Origin of the sequence: Porticoccus hydrocarbonoclasticus MCTG13d (assembly GCF_000744735.1) — a bacterium.
GTDB lineage: Bacteria > Pseudomonadota > Gammaproteobacteria > Pseudomonadales > Porticoccaceae > Porticoccus > Porticoccus hydrocarbonoclasticus.
In genome coordinates, this window is the sequence record NZ_JQMM01000001.1 from 350050 (window position 1) to 369130 (window position 19081).

The 19081-nt window shown below is 50.2% G+C and carries 16 protein-coding genes; 7 read left to right on the plus strand and 9 right to left on the minus strand.

From position 1 onward, the window contains the following. Nucleotides 1-7: 7 nt before the first annotated feature. From U740_RS01680 to U740_RS01710, 7 genes are all read right to left on the minus strand, one after another. The gene (locus U740_RS01680) at nt 8-1039 is read right to left on the minus strand and encodes a FemAB family XrtA/PEP-CTERM system-associated protein (RefSeq protein ID WP_200877023.1); all 1032 of its coding nucleotides are present in this window, start codon (nt 1037-1039) and stop codon (nt 8-10) included. After that, nucleotides 1011-1922, minus strand: coding sequence for an XrtA system polysaccharide deacetylase (locus U740_RS01685; RefSeq protein WP_235189797.1), 912 nt, complete (start codon nt 1920-1922; stop codon nt 1011-1013). The genes U740_RS01680 and U740_RS01685 overlap by 29 nt, the downstream gene beginning before the upstream one ends. Then, nucleotides 1922-3067: a non-hydrolyzing UDP-N-acetylglucosamine 2-epimerase gene (wecB, locus tag U740_RS01690; RefSeq protein ID WP_036858611.1), complete on the minus strand. Its 1146-nt coding sequence runs from the start codon at nt 3065-3067 to the stop codon at nt 1922-1924. Before wecB ends, U740_RS01685 begins: the two co-directional genes overlap by 1 nt. A 10-nt stretch (nt 3068-3077) precedes the next feature. Further along, the gene (locus U740_RS01695) at nt 3078-4544 is read right to left on the minus strand and encodes a TIGR03016 family PEP-CTERM system-associated outer membrane protein (protein WP_036858612.1); all 1467 of its coding nucleotides are present in this window, start codon (nt 4542-4544) and stop codon (nt 3078-3080) included. After that, nucleotides 4537-5505, minus strand: coding sequence for an XrtA-associated tyrosine autokinase (locus U740_RS01700; RefSeq protein ID WP_036858613.1), 969 nt, complete (start codon nt 5503-5505; stop codon nt 4537-4539). The genes U740_RS01695 and U740_RS01700 overlap by 8 nt, the downstream gene beginning before the upstream one ends. Nucleotides 5506-5580: 75 nt before the next feature. Next, on the minus strand, nt 5581-7119 hold the full coding sequence (locus U740_RS01705; RefSeq protein ID WP_036858614.1) for an XrtA system polysaccharide chain length determinant: 1539 nt from the start codon (nt 7117-7119) through the stop codon (nt 5581-5583). 43 nt (nt 7120-7162) lie between these two features. Then, nucleotides 7163-7804 (minus strand): XrtA/PEP-CTERM system exopolysaccharide export protein, encoded by a 642-nt coding sequence (locus U740_RS01710; RefSeq protein WP_235189798.1) that lies wholly within the window; start codon nt 7802-7804, stop codon nt 7163-7165. Between the two features lie 474 nt (nt 7805-8278). On the opposite strand from U740_RS01710, the gene U740_RS01715 reads away from it, so the two are divergent. Further along, the gene (locus U740_RS01715; protein ID WP_036858615.1) at nt 8279-9685 is read left to right on the plus strand and encodes a TIGR03013 family XrtA/PEP-CTERM system glycosyltransferase; all 1407 of its coding nucleotides are present in this window, start codon (nt 8279-8281) and stop codon (nt 9683-9685) included. 37 nt (nt 9686-9722) lie between these two features. Here the strand turns inward: U740_RS01715 and prsR are convergent, their stop codons facing one another. Beyond that, on the minus strand, nt 9723-11078 hold the full coding sequence (gene prsR / locus U740_RS01720) for a PEP-CTERM-box response regulator transcription factor (RefSeq protein WP_036858617.1): 1356 nt from the start codon (nt 11076-11078) through the stop codon (nt 9723-9725). Then, a complete protein-coding gene (gene prsK, locus U740_RS01725) occupies nt 11075-13171 on the minus strand; it encodes an XrtA/PEP-CTERM system histidine kinase PrsK (protein ID WP_051921122.1) in 2097 nt (698 codons plus the stop codon). Before prsK ends, prsR begins: the two co-directional genes overlap by 4 nt. A 297-nt stretch (nt 13172-13468) precedes the next feature. Here prsK and U740_RS01730 point away from each other — a divergent pair, with 297 nt between their 5' ends. The 6 genes from U740_RS01730 (at nt 13469) to U740_RS01755 (ending at nt 19055) form a co-directional block, all read left to right on the plus strand. After that, a complete protein-coding gene (locus U740_RS01730) occupies nt 13469-14497 on the plus strand; it encodes an SDR family oxidoreductase (protein WP_036858618.1) in 1029 nt (342 codons plus the stop codon). Nucleotides 14498-14538: 41 nt separating this feature from the next. Further along, entirely contained in the window at nt 14539-15852 is a 1314-nt protein-coding gene (locus tag U740_RS01735; RefSeq protein ID WP_036858619.1) for a nucleotide sugar dehydrogenase, read from the plus strand. A 238-nt stretch (nt 15853-16090) separates the two neighbouring features. Beyond that, nucleotides 16091-16747, plus strand: coding sequence for a hypothetical protein (locus tag U740_RS01740; RefSeq protein WP_036858621.1), 657 nt, complete (start codon nt 16091-16093; stop codon nt 16745-16747). A 25-nt stretch (nt 16748-16772) separates the two neighbouring features. Then, the gene (locus U740_RS01745; protein ID WP_081890802.1) at nt 16773-17060 is read left to right on the plus strand and encodes an HPr-rel-A system PqqD family peptide chaperone; all 288 of its coding nucleotides are present in this window, start codon (nt 16773-16775) and stop codon (nt 17058-17060) included. A gap of 5 nt (nt 17061-17065) precedes the next feature. Then, nucleotides 17066-17974, plus strand: a complete 909-nt coding sequence (locus U740_RS01750; protein ID WP_036858625.1) for an HprK-related kinase A — start codon at nt 17066-17068, stop codon at nt 17972-17974. Then, entirely contained in the window at nt 17967-19055 is a 1089-nt protein-coding gene (locus tag U740_RS01755) for a nucleotidyltransferase domain-containing protein (protein WP_036858627.1), read from the plus strand. The genes U740_RS01750 and U740_RS01755 overlap by 8 nt, the downstream gene beginning before the upstream one ends. The last annotated feature ends 26 nt before the right edge of the window (nt 19056-19081 follow it).

The following is a 19081-nucleotide window of genomic DNA, read 5'->3' on the forward strand; positions in this document are numbered from 1 at the left end:
CAAATTCCTAACCCAGGTTTTTTGCCAGTAGTGGCCCAACGGTATTTGCCAGAGGCAATGGCAGTTTTTTCCATGCCCTGATGAAGTACTGATACTTTGGGTTGAGGGGATTTATATCCGGAACACTGTCCGCCCTGACCAAGTGATATTCATAATACAGCTGCTCGGGGGTAAATCCCCAGTGCTGCTTGAAACGGTAGGGACCCGTGCCCTCTTTGCTGCGACCAAAATCAAACACCTGTATACCCTGCTCAGCTGAACGACGCATCAATTCCCAATACATAAAATCGTTTACGCCCTTGATTTGCCTCGCTTCGGCAATACTACCCCCATAGTAGGGCAACACTTCATCTCTGAAGTAAAAACTCACCACACCCGCGACGTCACGTCCTTCATGGGTAATCATCAGGGTATCGACGTCATCGCCAAACACTTTGCGAAGAAGTGAAAAGTAGTTTTTGGAGAAAACCGGCGTGCCGAGATTTCTGACGCTTTCTGCGTAGATTCGATAAATTCGTTCCCAATCCTGTCCCGGCTCACTCACCAGACCATTCTTGATTCCCTTGCGAATCATGGTCCGCTGCTTGCTGGGAATCGCCTGCATGTTCACCTCGGGATCCCGATCAATAGAGCGGCGAAAGGTCGCATAAAGACTCTTTGTCGGCCAGTTTTCGGTTGAACGGTGCTGGTTCCGCAATTCCAGCGCATCCACATCAAGTGTCTGCGCGAGATCACAGGCGGCGGTTCTCAGAGCTGCAGCAATTTCATCGGTGTCGGCAACGATACCCCCGTAGACGCAAAATGGCGTGGATACTAGGTTGTTGCCAAACAGCAGGCTCTTATTGTGTGCCAGCGGCACTATGCCGACTATTTCTCCCTCACGTTCGGCATAGAGAAAATAGGGCTGGTGGCCGAAGGCTCGCTGTAGAACCGTTTTCCAGCCGGCCCTGTGAAAAAACGTTGCCGCAGGCGTTTTTAAAACATACTCGTCCCATTGGGACAAATCTTCGTCAGACAGCTGATGAATCGCAAGCGCCATGCAACCCCCACTGATCATTGCCGGTTTGTTTTTGTTCGAAGTCTTTCAGGAACACCTCATCAACTCGCCCCCACAGGAAGTCATCGGCAAGTTGCTCCAGTCGATGATGGACTTTATGCAGATTCAAATAGTGTCGGAATCTGGCTTTATTGCTGGCGTTGGGCACACGTGGCTGCTCAGGGTCAATTTCCCAGGGATGGAAGTAGAAAATACAGGGTTGATGCTCTTTCCAGTTAACACGATTGATCGCCCACCGGGTGAAACTGTAGGGAAATAAACGAAACCAGCCGCCGCCACCACAGTTGATGTTGCGCCCTGCGACAGGAATAGTGGTAACAGGAATCTCCAACAACCTGTTATTGGCCGCCGGAAAAGCAAACCGGGGGGCGCCCGGTATGCCGTAATGGTCATGTCTGATGGGTACGATACTGGAACTATACTGGTAGCCTGCATCGGCGAGACAATCCAGCGCCCAGAGGTTTTCCTCACAGATGGAATAGCTCGCGGCACGGTAGCCGACCACGGGCTGGCCCGAGATATCTTCAAGCAACTGGCGTGTTCGAGTAATGTCCTGAGTAAAGGTTTGCTGGTTTTGGTGGGTAACCCGAACATGTTCCCAGCCGTGGCTTGCAAGCTCGTGCCCCTGATCGACAATCTCCCTGACCATAGCGGGGTAACGTTCGGCCACACAACCCAGAGTGAAGAAGGTTGCCTTGATGCTTTTTTGCTCAAATAGGGCCAGGATTCGCTCCATATTGGCCTCTATGCGACAGGGCATCTCATTCCATTGTTTTTTATTGATACAACTCTCGAAGGCGGAGACATGATAATAGTCCTCCACATCGACCGACATGGCATTGCGAATAGAGGTTGTGTGATTCACTACAGGCTCCCGTTAGACCAGAGAGCAATTGTTTCCACGATTCTCTCTGCCGCCTGGCCATCCCAAAGCTCGGGGATACAACCCGATTTTCCACCGGTACTGAGAATATCTGCGACACAGGCATGGATTGCCCGCGGATCGTTACCGACAATGGTATTGGTCCCCTGCTCCACTGTAATGGGCCTCTCGGTATTTTCACGAAGGGTGACACAGGGAATACCCAGCGCTGTCGTTTCTTCCTGAATTCCCCCGGAATCGGTGAGCACCAGGCGGGCGTCTTTCATCATGCCCAGCATCTCGAGATAGCCTAACGGGCCTGTCATGTATAGCGCAGAGGAGGCAATCATTGGCTCCAGCCCGGCATCAATGATGCGTTGTCGGGTCCGAGGGTGGACGGGAAAGATCAGCGGGATATCCCGACTGATGTCAACCAACGCACTGAGCAGGTTCTGCAACACTTCGGGGTGATCAACATTGGCCGGACGGTGCAGTGTCAGCAGGCCATAACCATTGGAGAGATCCAGCCTTGAGCCATTTTTTTTCAGCCCGGAAGTGGTCGTCATCGCCGGTATCGCCTGTGCCAGGTTATAACGCAGCGTGTCGATCATCACATTTCCGGCAAAATGAATGCGATCCGAGTCAACACCCTCCCGCAGCAGGTTGTCAGCGGCCGATTTTTCCGTGGTAAACAGCAATTCCGAAATCTGGTCCGTCAATACCCGGTTGATCTCCTCGGGCATGGTGCGATCCCCACTGCGCAGCCCTGCTTCCACATGAATCACCGGAATACCCTTTTTCACGGCGACCAGCGCACAGGCAATGGTGGAATTCACATCGCCCACCACCAGTACTGCATGGGGCCGCTGCTCATCAAGGACCGGCTCAAAACGTTTCATGATGTCTGCCGTTTGTGTGGCATGGGTGCCCGACCCCACCTCGAGATCAATATCGGGCTGGGGGATATGCAACTGCTCGAAGAAGGTTGTCTTCATGGCGGCATCGTAGTGTTGCCCGGTATGAACCAGCTTGCCAGAAAGGCCCGTTTGAGGGTGATTTAACCCTCGCATAATCGGTGCTATTTTCATGAAATTTGGTCTTGCACCTACGACACAGAGGATCTGTGGAGGCTGTGGCTTCCTGACCATATGAAATATCCTAAAAATCTATTGTCAGGCCCAGGTTTAACCGGTTTTCTTTATAGTCACGCCCAAAACCGTCTGCGTCCCTGTCAGAAAAACTGTAGCCAAGCGTTACAGAGGTCTTGGGACCCAGCTGACGATCAAGGCTCAGATAAAACCTGGTAATTTCCGACTCTGAAGTGGCCCGGTTTTCTCTTTCATCCAGACTCAATCTTGAGGTAACACTGATTTTTGAAGACAGTTTTCGATTAAACCGAATACCCGTGGAAGTAAATTTTGCGTCACTGTCGATGTCCTCTCGGAGCTGCTTTGACTCCCGAACAAAGAAGGTCAGATCACTGCGCTTGCCTTTCAGTGTTAGCGAAGCATCAAACAACTCATTAACAAAAATTCCCTGATCCCGGAAAGTGAGGTTATCTGTCAGAAATAGCGGCTCTCCGGTAATTGGATCAATCAGGTCTCCAAAGGGGTCTTCTCCCGGGAACAGGCTGGCAGCACGTCTCTCTGATCGGGTATCGGTGATGCTACGACTGTAGTTGACGGCAAGAGATGTCCGACGGGTGGTGTGGCTAAACTTGAAGCGGGGTGTGGTACCAAAAAAATGTTTTCCGTAGCCGAAGTCAAAAGTTGTTCGTCTGTTTGGGGTCCATACCAGACCTACATCCCAGAAATCACCATCGGTATTGTCGTCATCGAAAGTCTGAAAGTTATTCCACTCCTGACCCAAAGTACCATTCAACTGCCACTTTCGATCGAGGGCATAACCCAGCCTGACACTGGCTGTAGAGCGCTCATTATCCCCATCCTGATTCATGAAGCCATCGCCATCAAATTCTGTTTTCTGGTGATCGGCACGCAGGGTCCAGCTCAGGACACCAAAATCCGGACCGCTATTGAGTGTCACCACTGACATTTTTCGTACACTGTCGGAAAGCTCATCGCCCTTATTGATCTGATCATCATAGGTGTAGCGCACCTGAAGGTCGGCAAACCGTGCAAAGCGATGAACAAGATAGGGACTTATGCTGTAATCATAAGTGGTTGTAACGTTGTCGGATCTGTTGAGCTGAGTGCTGCCAGATGCGGCGAAAGGGTCGATAAGCGTCTGATTGGAATAGATATCGCCTTCAACAAAAAAGAAATCTTCAAGCAACTCAACAGCGCCGTCACCACGCACCCTGGGATTAAAGGAGTCGGCGCCACCACCTACATTGTTAAACTCAAAAGCACCAACCAGTGACATTTCAGCGCGTCTGCCTTTACCTTCAAGTTCGATGGTAGGTCGTACCACACTGATAAACTTGCTCTCCTTGTTGTCATCGTCCAGTTCTACATTGTCCGTGTAAATTTCACCAAAAGTAATGCTCCCCTTGCTTTTCCATTCGCCGGCATTCAGCGAATATGGCACGGCCAACATCACAACCATGGCAATAGATGCCACATGGCTGATTTTACAAAGGGAAACCCGCGTGCTGTTATTCATTCTGGCCGCCACCCATCCTTGTTCGACCTGCCCCATAACTATGCCCATACCCATAACCATAGCCATGGGTATAATTGTCCCAAGGGTATCTTACGGCTTTGTTGAGCAGCATCCCGATAATTTTATCGTCACTGATCCGGCTAACCACCTGTTTCACAACATCCGGTGAAACCTTTTCCGCTTCGACCACAAACACGATTTGCCCCATGCAGTCGGCCAGCACTGCTGCCTCACTCGTCTGAAGGAACGGTGGGGAATCGAAAATAATAACCCGATCCGGATAACGCGCTGACAACTCTGCCATCAATTGCTTCATCCGCTCACTGGCAAGCAGCTCTGTAGATCGTTCGTGGGCAATCCCCACTGGAATAATGCGCACATTGGGAAGGTCGGTGTTTAGCAGTACATCTTCGATGCCGATATTTTCATCTTCCAGAACATCAATAAGCCCTGGCGTATCATCAGGAATACCCAATAAGTTTCCCGCAGAGGCCTTTGCCATGTCTGCATCCACGAATAAAACTGTTTTATCCTTTTCTATGGAGATACTCAGCATCAGATTAATGGCTGAAAACGTTTTTCCTTCTCCCTCAAAGGAGCTCGTCACCATAATCAGGTTGGCATGGTCCGCGCCCTTAGCCATATTGGTATCGATGTTTTGCAATAACGGTCGTTTGATCGCCCGGTATTCCTCTGCGATATAACTCCTAGGCTTATAGGGAGAGACGAAACCCCTCGCTTCCAACTCTTTGATGGGCAGAACAATACTTTTATTTTCAGATTGGCTTGCTGAGGGCGCAGCGTCTGCCGACGACTCAACCGTTTTGTCAAAAAAAACCTGGCTGTCCGGCTCTGAGGTGAGGTTGCCCCCCACATCAGGTGAGCTTGATGAGGGAGCTGCCGAGTCGTGGTTCTGACTCTTCTTCCCCAGCTTTTCAACTGCTTTTTCAATTGTGCTCATAGGGTTTCCGGATGATAACCAAACAATTCACATCGCTCTCCAAGTGAGCGCTGCATGGAAGAAATCTCACCGATCTCATGTCAATGCCAACTCTTCAAGGAAAGTGACACCGGCATAGACAGCGACCAGCAACAGCAGCAATACAACAAACAGTATTTTGTTCATCTTTGCCATTCGCTGCTGCGCAGGCGTGGGAATGTGCATCACGCAGCCCAGTACGGGCAACCCGGTAACCATGGTTAACCTGCGCCGGTCAGAGATGACCGGTCTCAGCAATGACAGAAGTAATGCCAACCCCGCACCTACGCCCAGGGAAGCCACCAGAACACCGGTATTAAGTAGTATTTTATTGGGCTTGTTGGGCCTCAAGGGAACAAACGGTGGATCGATCACTTTAAACACCAGGTCATTTGCCTGCTGCTCGACATCCTCGGATATGCGGGCGGATTCCCTGCGCTCCAGAAGTCCGGTGTGCTGCTGGGAGAGAACTTCATAGTCGCGGGTCAGCTGAACCAGCTCGGCCTCAACCAAGGGTATTTTGTCCACCATACTGTTGAGCTTATCAACACGGCGTTGATACTCGGCCACACGAACATTCAACTCGGCAACTTTGGCTTCCGCCTCCGCCAGCATCGAACGCATTTGCTGATAAACAGGGCTGGTGTTCATGCCCGACAAATCGGATGCTTCCCCGGTTGCCAATTTCGCAAGCTCCGACTCTCGCTCCTGCTCAAGGCTTTCGAGAAGGTTGTTGATCTGCACAACTTCGGGATGTCGATCAGTATATTTGGATAGCAACTCATCCAGTCGGGCTTTCAGTGAACTAATGCGACCATCAATGGATGAGCTCTGCTCACTGGCGCCGCTAGCCAGAAAGACCGGCTGTTCTCCAGCCAATTGACGTTTTAACTCATCGCGCCGGTTTTGCATCTCACTACGCTGCAAACGCGCCTCACTCAATTGCTGCTGGCTCGCCACCAGACGCTGATAATAGCCGCCACCTTCACCTGGCAGATTACCCGCGTGCCTTTGCTTGAAGTCAGCCAGCGCAGATTCGGCCTCAACCAGACGTTTTTCATACTCGGCTATTTGCTTATCAAGGAAGGTTTGTGCTGAATTCGAGTCGCCACGCTTTTCATTGACTGCGCTTTCAATAAATACAGTGATTAGTGCCTGTACAACTTTCCGGGCAAGATCACGGTCCTCATGATAGAAAGACACAGAATAGAGGGATGAATTGCGCCGATCGCCAGATAGCGATACCGCTCTCCGGATATTGCTGAAAAGCTTTTCCTTCTCTCTTTCTGTCTGGGCGCGCAGGTCCATATCAGTCATTCTGAGTAGCTTTTCGAGATTTGGTCGACTAAGCAATGTTCTACTCATCAGCTCTACGCGCTGATCAATATCCGGCTGTATTACCAATCCCCTCAACAAAGGCCGCAGGATGGTATTGGTGTCGACATGAATCCTGGCTGTGGCCATGTACTGATCGGGCACCTGAGATACCGAAAACCACCCAACGACACCAACCAGCCAGGCAATAACCAATGCCGCCCATCTGAAACGCCAAAGGCCCGACAGATAGCTGAATAGCATCGCCAACATTTCTTGCATAGCTGATCTTCCTTAAGTTTCCGGGTTACGTCGTGGCAACGACTTAGAACCAAGCCTCAGGGATAATCACTATATCTCCGGGAAAGAGGGCAAGATTTGTCGAAATATCCCCATCATTGAGCAGATCATCCAGGCGAAGCTTATACGTGCTTTGATCACCACCAAAGCTTCTGATCAACACAGCCTTGTTGCCAGCGGCAAACTCCGTCAGGCCACCGACTTCCACCATCAAATCAAGCAGCGTCATATGTTTTCTGAAGGGAATACTTGTCGGCTCTGCAGCTTCACCAACCACTCTGACCTGCTGAGAGGGGACGCCCACAAAGTCGTCGACGATAACACTGACAACAGCACTCTTGACATATTCTGAGTAGGCTTCCTCAATATCCCGGGCAAGCTCCGAGGGCGTTTTCCCGCTTGCCTCGATGTTTTCAACCAACCGGGTGCTGATTTTCCCATCAGGACGTACTTTGACACCGTTGATTGTCAGCTCTTCGTTACCCCAGACGAAGACTTCCATACTATCCCCGGGACCGATTACATAGGTATAGTCGGCCGGCATTGTACGCAGGTCATCGGGCACCTCGGTGTGGGTTGATGACGAGCAACCGGAAAGAGCCACTAGAGCCAGACTGAGACCAATCACAGATGAAGTTCTTGATACGTAAGAAATAAGACCAGACACGATTCAGCTCCTCCCTTGAGTGCTTCAAATATAAATCCCGGCTGAGTGTAGCATGCACATAAAACCGATGACTAGCAGCGGGCTTCAGGCCACGCCACCCCAGCCCGTGACGGGATTTAAACAGAAGCTCCGCTTTATGGACGAATCATTTAGACGAACGGCCGGTTGCGTGGCTTGACCTGCAAAATATACTCGGCCCTAGTCCTAATTAACTGGTACCATTCCCCGATAAGGCTGGGTTCTGCTCCGCAACAAACAATTAAGGCTAACTATTTGTAGTGTAAGGGCTTACCAACCACCGTCAGCCATATACTGCAAATTTCCGGCATAGGATTTCCTGCTATTGGCGGGCACAGCCTGTGATGATTCCGGCTGCAGATACTGATAGACCGGCCCAACGGGTATCCATCAAAAGCAACTGGCTTCTCCAATCAGAAGCCAAACCTACCTTATGGAAGGGGTTTATTACAGGCAATGAAAAAGACGAATTTTCGCGACTTGTCCTCAGGTTATAAGGTGCTCGTAATCGTCGAGCTTTCCGTATATTTCGGTTCGGTATTTTTTGCCATCCTTGCCAATAATTTCTTTGGCTGGTCCCAACAAAGCAACCTCGAAACAAATATAGTTGCCGCCTACTCTCTTGTTTTTGCTCTTTTCATTTTGCTCACATCCCTTTCCCTAGGGCTATACAATCCCAGAATGCGAGAAAATTATCGCAATGTATTTCGCAGGCTCGTGCTTGCCGTCGCACTCGGCTCTGCCGAGTTTGCGATTCTCTTTATGCTTATCAACACGAAGCCTTTCACTGCCGAGGTTGTACTCACGGCAGCGGGCATAGGGCTGATTCTTACCAGTCTTATCAGGCATACACTCAACCGTTTCGATTTGCTTGGCTTTAACAAGATCAACGTACTGATACTTGGATCTGGAGAACGAGCATCGATCGTTGAGAGACGGATGAGACGTGCTGTTGACCGCCACGGCTTTACCCTCGAGGGGTTTGTGGTGATGGAGGGTGACTTGCCCGATGGCATTAAACAGGAGCGACGCATCAACCTTGAAAAAGGTGCACTTCTGTCATTTGTTATCGAACACAACATTGACGAAATTGTTGTTGCCAGTGACGAGAGAAGAGCCAACCTGCCTGTTGATGAGCTGTTTGCCTGCAAGATTCGTGGCGTTAATGTTATTGATATTCTGGATTTCATCGAACGGGAAACGGGACAAATTGCGGTCAACCTCATCTATCCCAGCTGGATCATTTATTCCAATGGTTTCGCCTCAATCCACTACCTGAGAAATTCGGTAGACTGGCTCTTCAATGCATCAATCGCCATTCTACTATTACTCCTCACCTGGCCAATTATGCTCATCACTGCCCTGGTGATTAAAATTGAAGATGGCATCAAGGCACCCATTTTTTATCGCCAGGAGAGGGTAGGACTCGACGGCAAGGTCTTCAAAATTATCAAATTCCGAAGTATGCGCACTGATGCCGAAAGCAACGGAGCCGTCTGGGCCAAAGTCAACGACACCAGAATAACCCGCATAGGAAACTTTATTCGAAAATGCCGAATCGACGAATTACCACAAATCTACAATGTGCTGTGCGGAGAAATGGGCTTTGTCGGCCCCAGGCCGGAAAGGCCCGAGTTTGTTCAGGGGCTGATTCGCAGCATCCCCTACTACAACGAAAGGCACAATGTTAAACCCGGTTTAACCGGATGGGCGCAGCTTAAATATCCTTATGGAGCAACAGACGAAGACGCCATGGAAAAGCTGAAGTACGACCTCTACTACGTCAAGCACCGCAGCTTCCTGCTCGACCTTAACATTCTTATCAGAACCGTTGAGGTTGTTCTTTTTGGCAAGGGCCGGTAATCACCCCCTATTATCGCACCTTGTAACGCCCTGCCACCTAGGAACGAATATTGTACTTTTCGAGAAAGTTATAGAGCGTTGGTCTGGTCACCCCCAACATTTTGGCTGCTTCCGAGACATTATCCCCGGCATTCAACAACGCCCTCTGAATAGCACCCTTTTCAGCTTTCTCCCTGATTTCTCTCAGGTTAAAGGGTGCGGCCTCATCGCCCGCTGGCGACAGCTCGAGGTCCTCCAGGGTGATGTGGGTCCCCTCTGCCATGATAATGGCCCGTTTGATTCGACTCTCCAGCTCACGGACATTGCCAGGCCAATCGTAAGACTCGATCGCCTGAGCTGCCTGTTTGTCAAACCCGCGTAGCGATTTGCCTGATTCCTTGCTGAAACGTGCCAAAAATGCCTTTGCCAGCAGCAGGGCATCCCCTTCACGATCCTTCAACAAGGGTATCTGGATGGTGATCTCACTCACCCTGTAATAAAGATCCTCGCGGAACTTCCCCTCCTCTATGTACTTGGTCAGATCCTGATGCGTGGCACATATAATCCTCACATCAATGGGGATTTCCGTCCTGCCCCCTACTCGTTCAATGACTCTTTCCTGAAGAAAACGCAATAATTTGGACTGTAACTCCAATGGCAAGTCGCCAATTTCATCGAGAAACAGGGTACCCCCATCGGCATACTCTATTTTTCCCTGCGTCTGTTTAACCGCACCCGTGAAGGCACCTTTCTCATGGCCGAACAGCTCACTCTCCAACAGATTGTCTGGTATCGCAGCGCAGTTGATTGCGACCATTTTCTGGTCTGCCCTGGCACTCAGCTCGTGCAATGCCCGGGCAATAACCTCTTTGCCAGTTCCGCTGGCGCCCAGCAGCAAGGTTGTGATATCGGAGGGCGCTACTTTCTCAACTGTGCGACAGACTTTCAGCATTTCCGGGCTGGCAGTAACAACCCCTCGCAAAGGGGACTCCACACCCTGCTCCTGAAGTCGACGGTTTTCAGACTCCAGCTCATAAACACGGTAAGCCCGGTCGACAATCAATGTAAGGATATCCGGGTCAACCGGCTTTTGATAAAAATCGTAGGCTCCAAGACCAATTGCCTTGACCGCATTGGATCTATCATTGTCACCCGTCACCACGATCACTTTTGTTTGCGGTGAAATCACCAGGATCTCACTCAGCGTGGCAAGGCCCTCTGTGACGCCACCGGGATCCGGCGGCAGCCCCAGATCAAGCAATACTACCCATGGCTGATGACGGCGCAACTGAGCTATCGCGGCCTCACGATCACCGGTGATGACCACATCATAGTCATCAAAACACCAGCGCAGCTGACTTTGCAGGCCGGTATCGTCTTCAACCACGAGCAGCGGTCTGTTGGCTTCTTTCACGACTGATTTCCTTCATTTTCGGTACTTGCTTCGCCACCATCAATCGGACTACACGGCAAGATAATAGTAAATTGAGAACCCACGCCAGGCTCACTGGCAACCAGAATATCCCCGCCGATAGAACGGATATACTCTCGACTTTCAAATGCACCCACGCCCATGCCGGTCAAACCTTTAGTGGAATCAAATGGACTGAAAAGACGGTCGCGGATAAAAGCCCTATCCATTCCCGTACCCGCATCCTCAATAATGACATGAACAGTCTGCCCCTGCCTCTCTACGCTGACAGCAACTCTTGCTGTTGCCGGGGTGGCGTCCTGGGCATTCTGGATGATATGGCCAAATACAGTCGATAGCTGCTCACGGTCCGCACGCACCACCGCATCACCGGCCACCGATTCAAGTACAGGTTTAGGCTCCCTGGCAGAGGCGGCCCTGACCAGCTTCGTCAGCAAACTGCCAAGCTCGATATCCTCGGCCAAATCGCCCCGAACACCGCTTCTCATCTGCTCCATAAGCCGGGTCATTCTATTAACGGAATTTTTGACAGTTGCAAGAACATCGTCAATGAACTCGGGCTTGTGTTTATGCTTTTCTGCATTGGTGATAATCAGCGATTGCTGGGCTAGGATGTTTTTCAGATCATGAACAATATAGGCAGACAGCCGATTAAACGCTTCAAACTGTCGCGAACGAATCAGGGCCTGATCTGCCCGATATTGCGCCAAATGGCTGGCCGCGTGCTGGCCTGCCATTTTCAAAAGATCCCGATCTTCCCAGTTAATCGCGTGATACAAATCCGAGCGCCTGACCAGCACAAACCCCAGGCACTCATCCCGAAGTATCAGGGGCACCAACAGCCAGATATTCCGAATCTTCAGCAACCACTCCGGCAGGACCAAACCCGCATATTTTTCGGGATCTTCATTATATTCATCGATATCGATAACCCAGTGAGTCCGCGTCATAAATAACGTCAAAGAATCTAACGATTTCGCATCCGCACAATCAGGTTCAGGCATATGCCAGCGAGCCAGCACACTAAAATGTCCAGCATCATTTTTTTCCCACAAGATGCCACCTGGGCTTTCCGTCAGCTTCGCAATGGATTGAATCACCCTCTCCGGCACACTGTCTTCATTACCTGAAAGCGTCTGGGTAAATTTAAGCCATTCTTCCCGATAATCGTGCTTGTAGGAAAAAAAATGCTTGCTCAACAAGACCCTTACCTGAGCACGAATCTTGTCGGAAAACATCAGGGTGACCAGCAGGACTGCCGCACCAAAGAAAAATACGATTTGCAGCACACTACCCCAGGTCCCGCCATAATAACGGATGAAGTAACCGGCAGTGGCCATCAGCAGCAGATAAACACCCGCCCCCATGATCGTTGCAGTGTGGAAAACCACATGCCTAGACACGTGGATATTCAGTTCAAATTTCGGGTTTCGGGCAATGGCAATGACGATAAGCGGTGCGGCCATCCCGTTCACGAGGCCGCGGGCTTCCCATAAATCAAGGCTGATGCGCTTGAAAAGAAGTGCATCTGAGTACATAAAAAAGTCGTAGACAAAAAAACTGCCGATACCAAGGCACAAGAATTTTGTTGACCATCGCTGGGTGGCACCAGAGTTGCGAAAAATCTGCTCAATCAGAACCAGACCCGTGAGGGAAAGCACCACCCATAGCACTAACACAATTTCACGAAACAGTGTTTCTGATACGGGCAGATATTTGGAAGCAAGTGGCATAGTAAAGAGCACACCCAACAGCACAAGCACTGCCGAACAACCCAGTGCAATTCGAAATATCATGGCTCCGCGGGGACTTTCACCATCTTTTTTACAGAGAACATCCAGCAGGAACAGGCACCAGGACAGGTTTCTCGACAACTCGGCCAGCTGTATCATCTCGAAAGAAACCCGGGCACCGAACTCCCCTGCTGCAATGGCTCCAGCCCAGACAGTCGAACAGACGGCGGCGAGAATGATCAGAACCCCCTGCGGCCGTCCACGCCATGAAATGCTGATCAGAATTGTCAGTACCAAATAGGCAAAAAATGCGAACAGATAGCTGGGCACACCCACATTCATGCGAGAACCTGCAGGTCTAGTTTCAAGATCCCGTCGATCATAAAGCGTCTCCATTCAACAACAGATTTTGCACACTAGCGGATTCTGGATCAGAACTGCCTTTAACACTATACTCAGCACCTTAAATTTAGTCGGACATGCAGCTGAGTTAATCGAAGCGGTGTTTTTGCCCGAAGGCGATTCAACCAAAAAACCCAGCTGGCTGCTATCAGTTACTGCCCTTCCATCTACCGCTTTGTGGTGGACGAGACAATCGCAACATATGGATTAGCCACCCACGAATCAAGGAATATATCGGTGACATCGTACAGCGATCTACAGCAATCACTAAGATCAAAACCGAAAACCTGGCTAGTTACTGGTGTTGCAGGGTTTATCGGTTCCAGCCTCCTCAAAACCTTGCTTGAACTGGAGCAACGGGTTGTCGGCATTGATAATTTCTCAACCGGACATCAATCCAACCTGGACGACGTGCAAGCCGAAAGCGGCAAAAACTGGGACAGATTTACCTTTTACCCGTACGATGTCCGTAACTTGAATGACTGTATAAATGCATGCAAGGATGTCGATATCGTTCTTCATCAGGCAGCTCTGGGAAGCGTACCAAGATCTATTGAAGACCCCATCACAACCAACAGTTCAAATATTGATGGCTTTCTGAATATGCTGGTGGCAGCAAGAGACACAAAGGTAAAGCGCTTTGTGTATGCAGCTTCGTCCTCCACCTATGGCGACCATCCGGGACTTCCCAAAGTCGAAGATGAAATTGGGCGCCCACTTTCACCCTACGCCGTCACCAAGTACGTGAACGAACTGTATGCGGACGTCTTCGCCCGAACTTATGGCATGGAAAACATAGGTCTCCGCTATTTTAATGTTTTTGGGCCAAGACAGGATCCAAACGGCGCATATGCCGCTGTCATACCCAGGTGGTTCGGGCAACTGCTGTCCGGAGAAGACTGCTTTATTAATGGTGACGGGGAAACATCACGGGATTTTTGTTTTATCGACAATACCGTTCAAGCTAACCTGCTGGCCGCAACCACTGAAAATCCGACCGCCATCAATCAGATATATAATGTCGCATGCGGCGATCAAACCAGCCTGAACGAGCTTTTTTATTCGATAAAAATGCTGCTCGGGAGTCATTACCCGAATATCAACAGTTTGACGGCCAAACACCGGGCATTGCGCCCTGGCGATGTTCGACACTCACGGGCAAACATCGAAAAGGCCAACTCGTTGCTCGGATACCAGCCCTCCCATAACGTCCACCAAGGGTTACAGGCTACGCTGGATTGGTTTTTAAAAAAGACAGCGGATTAAAAATAATTCGTCAACGGTCTCATAGGGACACGGGAGATATTGTGAAGAAAGTAGCAGTTGTTGGATTAGGGTACGTAGGTCTGCCTCTGGCCGTCGCATTTGGCAAAAAACTACCAACCATTGGCTTTGACCTCGACAAGAAAAAGCTGGCCGCCTATCTTTCGGGGAAAGACCCCAGTGGAGAAGTAGCACCAGAAGACCTGGCCGCAGCCTCCCACCTTGAACTCACTGATGATCCCGCCAAATTAGCGGAAGCCAACGTTATCATTATCGCCGTCCCCACCCCCATTGATCAGGCTCACAAACCTGACCTGAGGGCTGTTCACGGGGCATCCAGAACCATTGCAGCGCACCTCAGTCCAGGCACCACTGTCGTGTATGAATCAACCGTATATCCGGGCTGTACTGAAGAAACCTGCGCACCCATATTGGAGTCGGTATCCGGGATGCCCTGGCTTGGCAAGCCCGGCGCAGTCAGTGAGGACGGACAAAATGGCTTTTTTATTGGCTACTCTCCGGAACGCATCAACCCCGGTGACAAAGTTCATCGGCTGGAGACCATCGTCAAAGTAGTCTCTGGTGACACCCCCGAAACCCTGGAAAAAGTGGCCCAAACCTACGAACAGATTATTACGGCCGGAGTTTATCGGGCTGCCAGCATCAAGGTAGCTGAAGCAGCAAAAGTGATTGAGAATACTCAGCGCGATCTTAATATTGCACTGATGAACGAACTGTCCCTTATTTTCCATAAACTCGGTATAGACACGCTTGATGTTCTGGAAACAGCGGGAACAAAATGGAATTTCCTGCCGTTCCGCCCCGGGTTGGTGGGTGGGCACTGTATTGGCGTCGACCCCTACTACCTCACCTTTAAAGCCGAAGCAGAGGGCCACCACCCCCAGGTTATTCTGGCTGGCCGACAAACTAACGATGGCATGGGCAAATACATTGCCGAGCAGACTGTAAAACAACTGGTCAAGAAAGGTCACCCGGTCTGTGGTGCCAATGTAGTGATCCTGGGACTAACATTCAAAGAGGATTGTCCCGACCTCCGAAACTCAAAAGTTGCAGATATCATCGCAGAACTCAGGGAATATCACTGCAATATCATTGTTCATGATCCCATGGCAGAGAGTAGCGAGGCCATTGAGGAATACGGCGTGGAACTTACCCCCTGGGATCAAATCAAAAACGCACATGCAGTGGTTCTGGCGGTTGCCCACCAGCACTACAAGAAGCTATCTGCCAGTGAACTTGGCGCCATCATGGCTGAAAACGCTACCATCATTGATGTTAAATCAATGCTCGACAGGTCATTGTTTGAAGAGAAAAATATCGATATATGGCGGCTCTAGGCGCCCCAAAGGTCATACCAGAAAGCATTGTATCGACTATCATCATTAAACAGATTGTCTGACCCCTTGCAGCTGTCAGGTTTTTTTACATCAAGGGGTCGCCGACTACCTTGCCAAAAAGAAAACTCGTTTTTATGATCGCAACATATTGATTAATAAAAAACTAAAAAATAATGGCCCACTTATTGCACTGTAATTGTTATATCAAATAAAACCCCGTAGATACAGGTTTGGAGAAATGGAAAACGACTCACAAAATCATGCAACCAAGAAGGGTGCCGAACCCAATTCTTCAGTAAATATCTCACGCCGCAATTTTTCCCGTATCGGCGCTGCGGCACCGATTCTCATGTCCCTCGCAAGCCCCTCTGCGCTGGGGGCCCCCTGCCTGTCCAACATGATGTCCGGACATTTGTACCAAGATAGGGGTCAATGCAGCCCCGGCTGGAGCCCCGGCGGCTGGAAAAACGTAGGTGGCAGCGAGCCCGACTGGAACAGCACCCCATTTCAATATGGCATTTATGACCCGAAAGCAACCTACACCCAGGGTGGCAGCGGGAAAAAGAAAAAATGTGGCCGCAATAGCAAAAATCAGCCTGAGTGCTACTTAGAAGGGACAACCCTCTCTGAAGCACTGGGTTATTATGGTTTAGGCTGTCCCTCCGGGCTCGTCAGCGTCTGCCACCTGCCAATGGCCACTATTTTGAATGAAAATCCCGGCGGCAGCACAGGCAACTTTGCAGGCCATTTTGTAGCAGCACTCCTGAATGCCTCGCACAGCGGCATAACCTATGTCATCACTCCCAGTCAGCTTGTTGGACTTTATAACGATCCATCAACCATACCGGAACCCTATACAGGAAACATAGGATCATTTCTGGATTCAACCTGGTAAGTTTTTGCTTTAAAGTATCGGCATTATGAATAGTGCCGATACTTTCTCTTCCTCCTGCCAGTCCTGCCTCTATCACCAATGGGAGGAGGAATGTGTCATGTACAATCCGGTTTCGGGGGAAACCCATTTGCTGGAAGCAACGGCCGCCAAGATTCTGATCACCATTGCTGCAGCACCAACCCGATACGACCAACTCAGTCTCTTGCTCCAAGAGGAGCTGGATGATGTGCCTGAAACAGAAATAGATGAATACATCTGTACCACCTTGCAGAAACTTCAGGACATGCACTTAATTTCAGCGACAGGGAAATAGCTCCCTTGCTGCTTTCATCGATACCGCTTCGAAAACTAAAACAGCAGCTAGCAGGGGAAGGCATCAACCTGAAAATTGGCCCCTTTGTGGTCAACCTCTCGTCATCCCTGCCAAACATTGCAGAAAATCTCAGAGACCTATACGGCGCCTATACTCTGGAGGATATCCACCGGGTCGATTTCCATATCGCACTGCAATCCCCGTCGATAATCAGACGGTGGATCCGCCCGCAGGCCACTTTCTCCTTTGACGGCTACCTGCCTTTCAAGCCCCTGCCACAAACCCAGTCTTTTGCCATGTTCGAATGGGGGCTCAACTGGTGCGTAGCGAACAATGCACACCAATATCTGGTTATCCATTCCGCAGTTGTGGAAAAAAATGGCAAGGCGATCATTTTTCCGGGTACGCCTGGTAGCGGTAAAAGCACTCTCTGTGCAGGTCTTGTTAGCCAGGGGTGGCGACTTCTGTCCGATGAAATGGCACTGCTTTCGACTGAAACCGGCTTAATCACGCCGATCCCAAGACCAATAAGCCTCAAAAACGAGTCCATTGATATCGTCAGATCATTTGCAAATGATGACATTTTTGTGGGGAAACCAGTGCATGATACCGCCAAAGGTAGCGTTGCCCACATGTGTGCACCCATGAGCAGCGTCTCAAGGAGCGATGAACCAGCTGTGCCGACTGCCATCATTTTCCCCAAATACCGCAAGGAGGTGAATATTGAATTATTGCCTTTGAGCAAGGGCAGGACGTTTCTCGAACTGGCAGAAAACAGCTTCAATTATCATATACTCGGCTCAACCGCCTTTAGTGTTCTGACAGCCATGCTCGACCAGTGCGAATGCTTCAGATTGAACTACCAGAATCTGGATGACGCCTATGCCACTCTAGGGAACCTGATTGATGCCTGAGTCAATCATGGAAAGCTGCCTGGTGCGCTTCCTTCGCGATCCGCAACACAGTGCCCCCGGACTTTCACCTGGGGAATGGCAGATGCTTATTCGTCAGGCGAGACGCAGCAATTTATTGAGCCGCATGGCGCACCTCGTCGAAACATTCGATCTTTTCTCTTTTGTGCCTAAGCATCTTCAATCTCACCTGCTCAGCGCCCAACTGGTGTCATCGAGCAACCTCCGCTCAGTGAAGTGGGAGATCTTGCAAATTTATACTGCACTGAGCGAAGCCGGCATTCCCTTTGCGTTGCTCAAAGGTGCTGCCTATGTCATGAGTGAACGCGATGCATTTCAAGGTCGACTGTTTGGCGACATCGATATTCTGGTCAGGAATGAACAATTAAAAGAGGCTGAAAAAGCGCTTATCAAACACGGGTGGTTTTGCACAAAGATAGACCCCTATGACCAGAAATATTATCGCACCTGGATGCATGAACTACCGCCACTGAAACATCTGAAAAGACAAACTGACCTGGATGTTCACCACACCATTCTCCCGCCTACTGCCGACGCAAAACCTGATATCAACAAAATATGGGAGCACGTGATTGAGCTGAAAGATTATCCGGGAATGTATGTTCTATCTCTCCAGGATATGATTCTGCACAGTGCCGCCCATCTTTTTCATGAAGGAGACTTCGAGCAGGGGCTACGCGACGTTGTCGATCTGGATGCGTTACTCCGCGAGTACTCCCTAGAGAGTGGCGACGCCTGGACCGACCTCCTCACCAGGGCAAAGACACTCCACCTATCACGATCACTCTATTACGGACTGCGCTATGCCAGGATGCTACTTAAAACGCCTGTTCCCGAGGAGCTGACAGGAGAAATGTCCGCCGGGGCAGTACCCCCTTGTTTCTCCAGATTTCTCATGGACAGGATGTTACTGAAAGCCATGATGCCAAACTGTATTGGCCAGAGAACTCATTTACTGGGGCTTACCCGCTTTATTTTATTTATCAGATCACACTATCTTCGCATGCCCATGCAGCTACTGATTCCACACCTGCTCAGAAAAGCGATCAAGCAGGAAAAATAAGTGCTCTCAGGGCATTGCCCGCCACA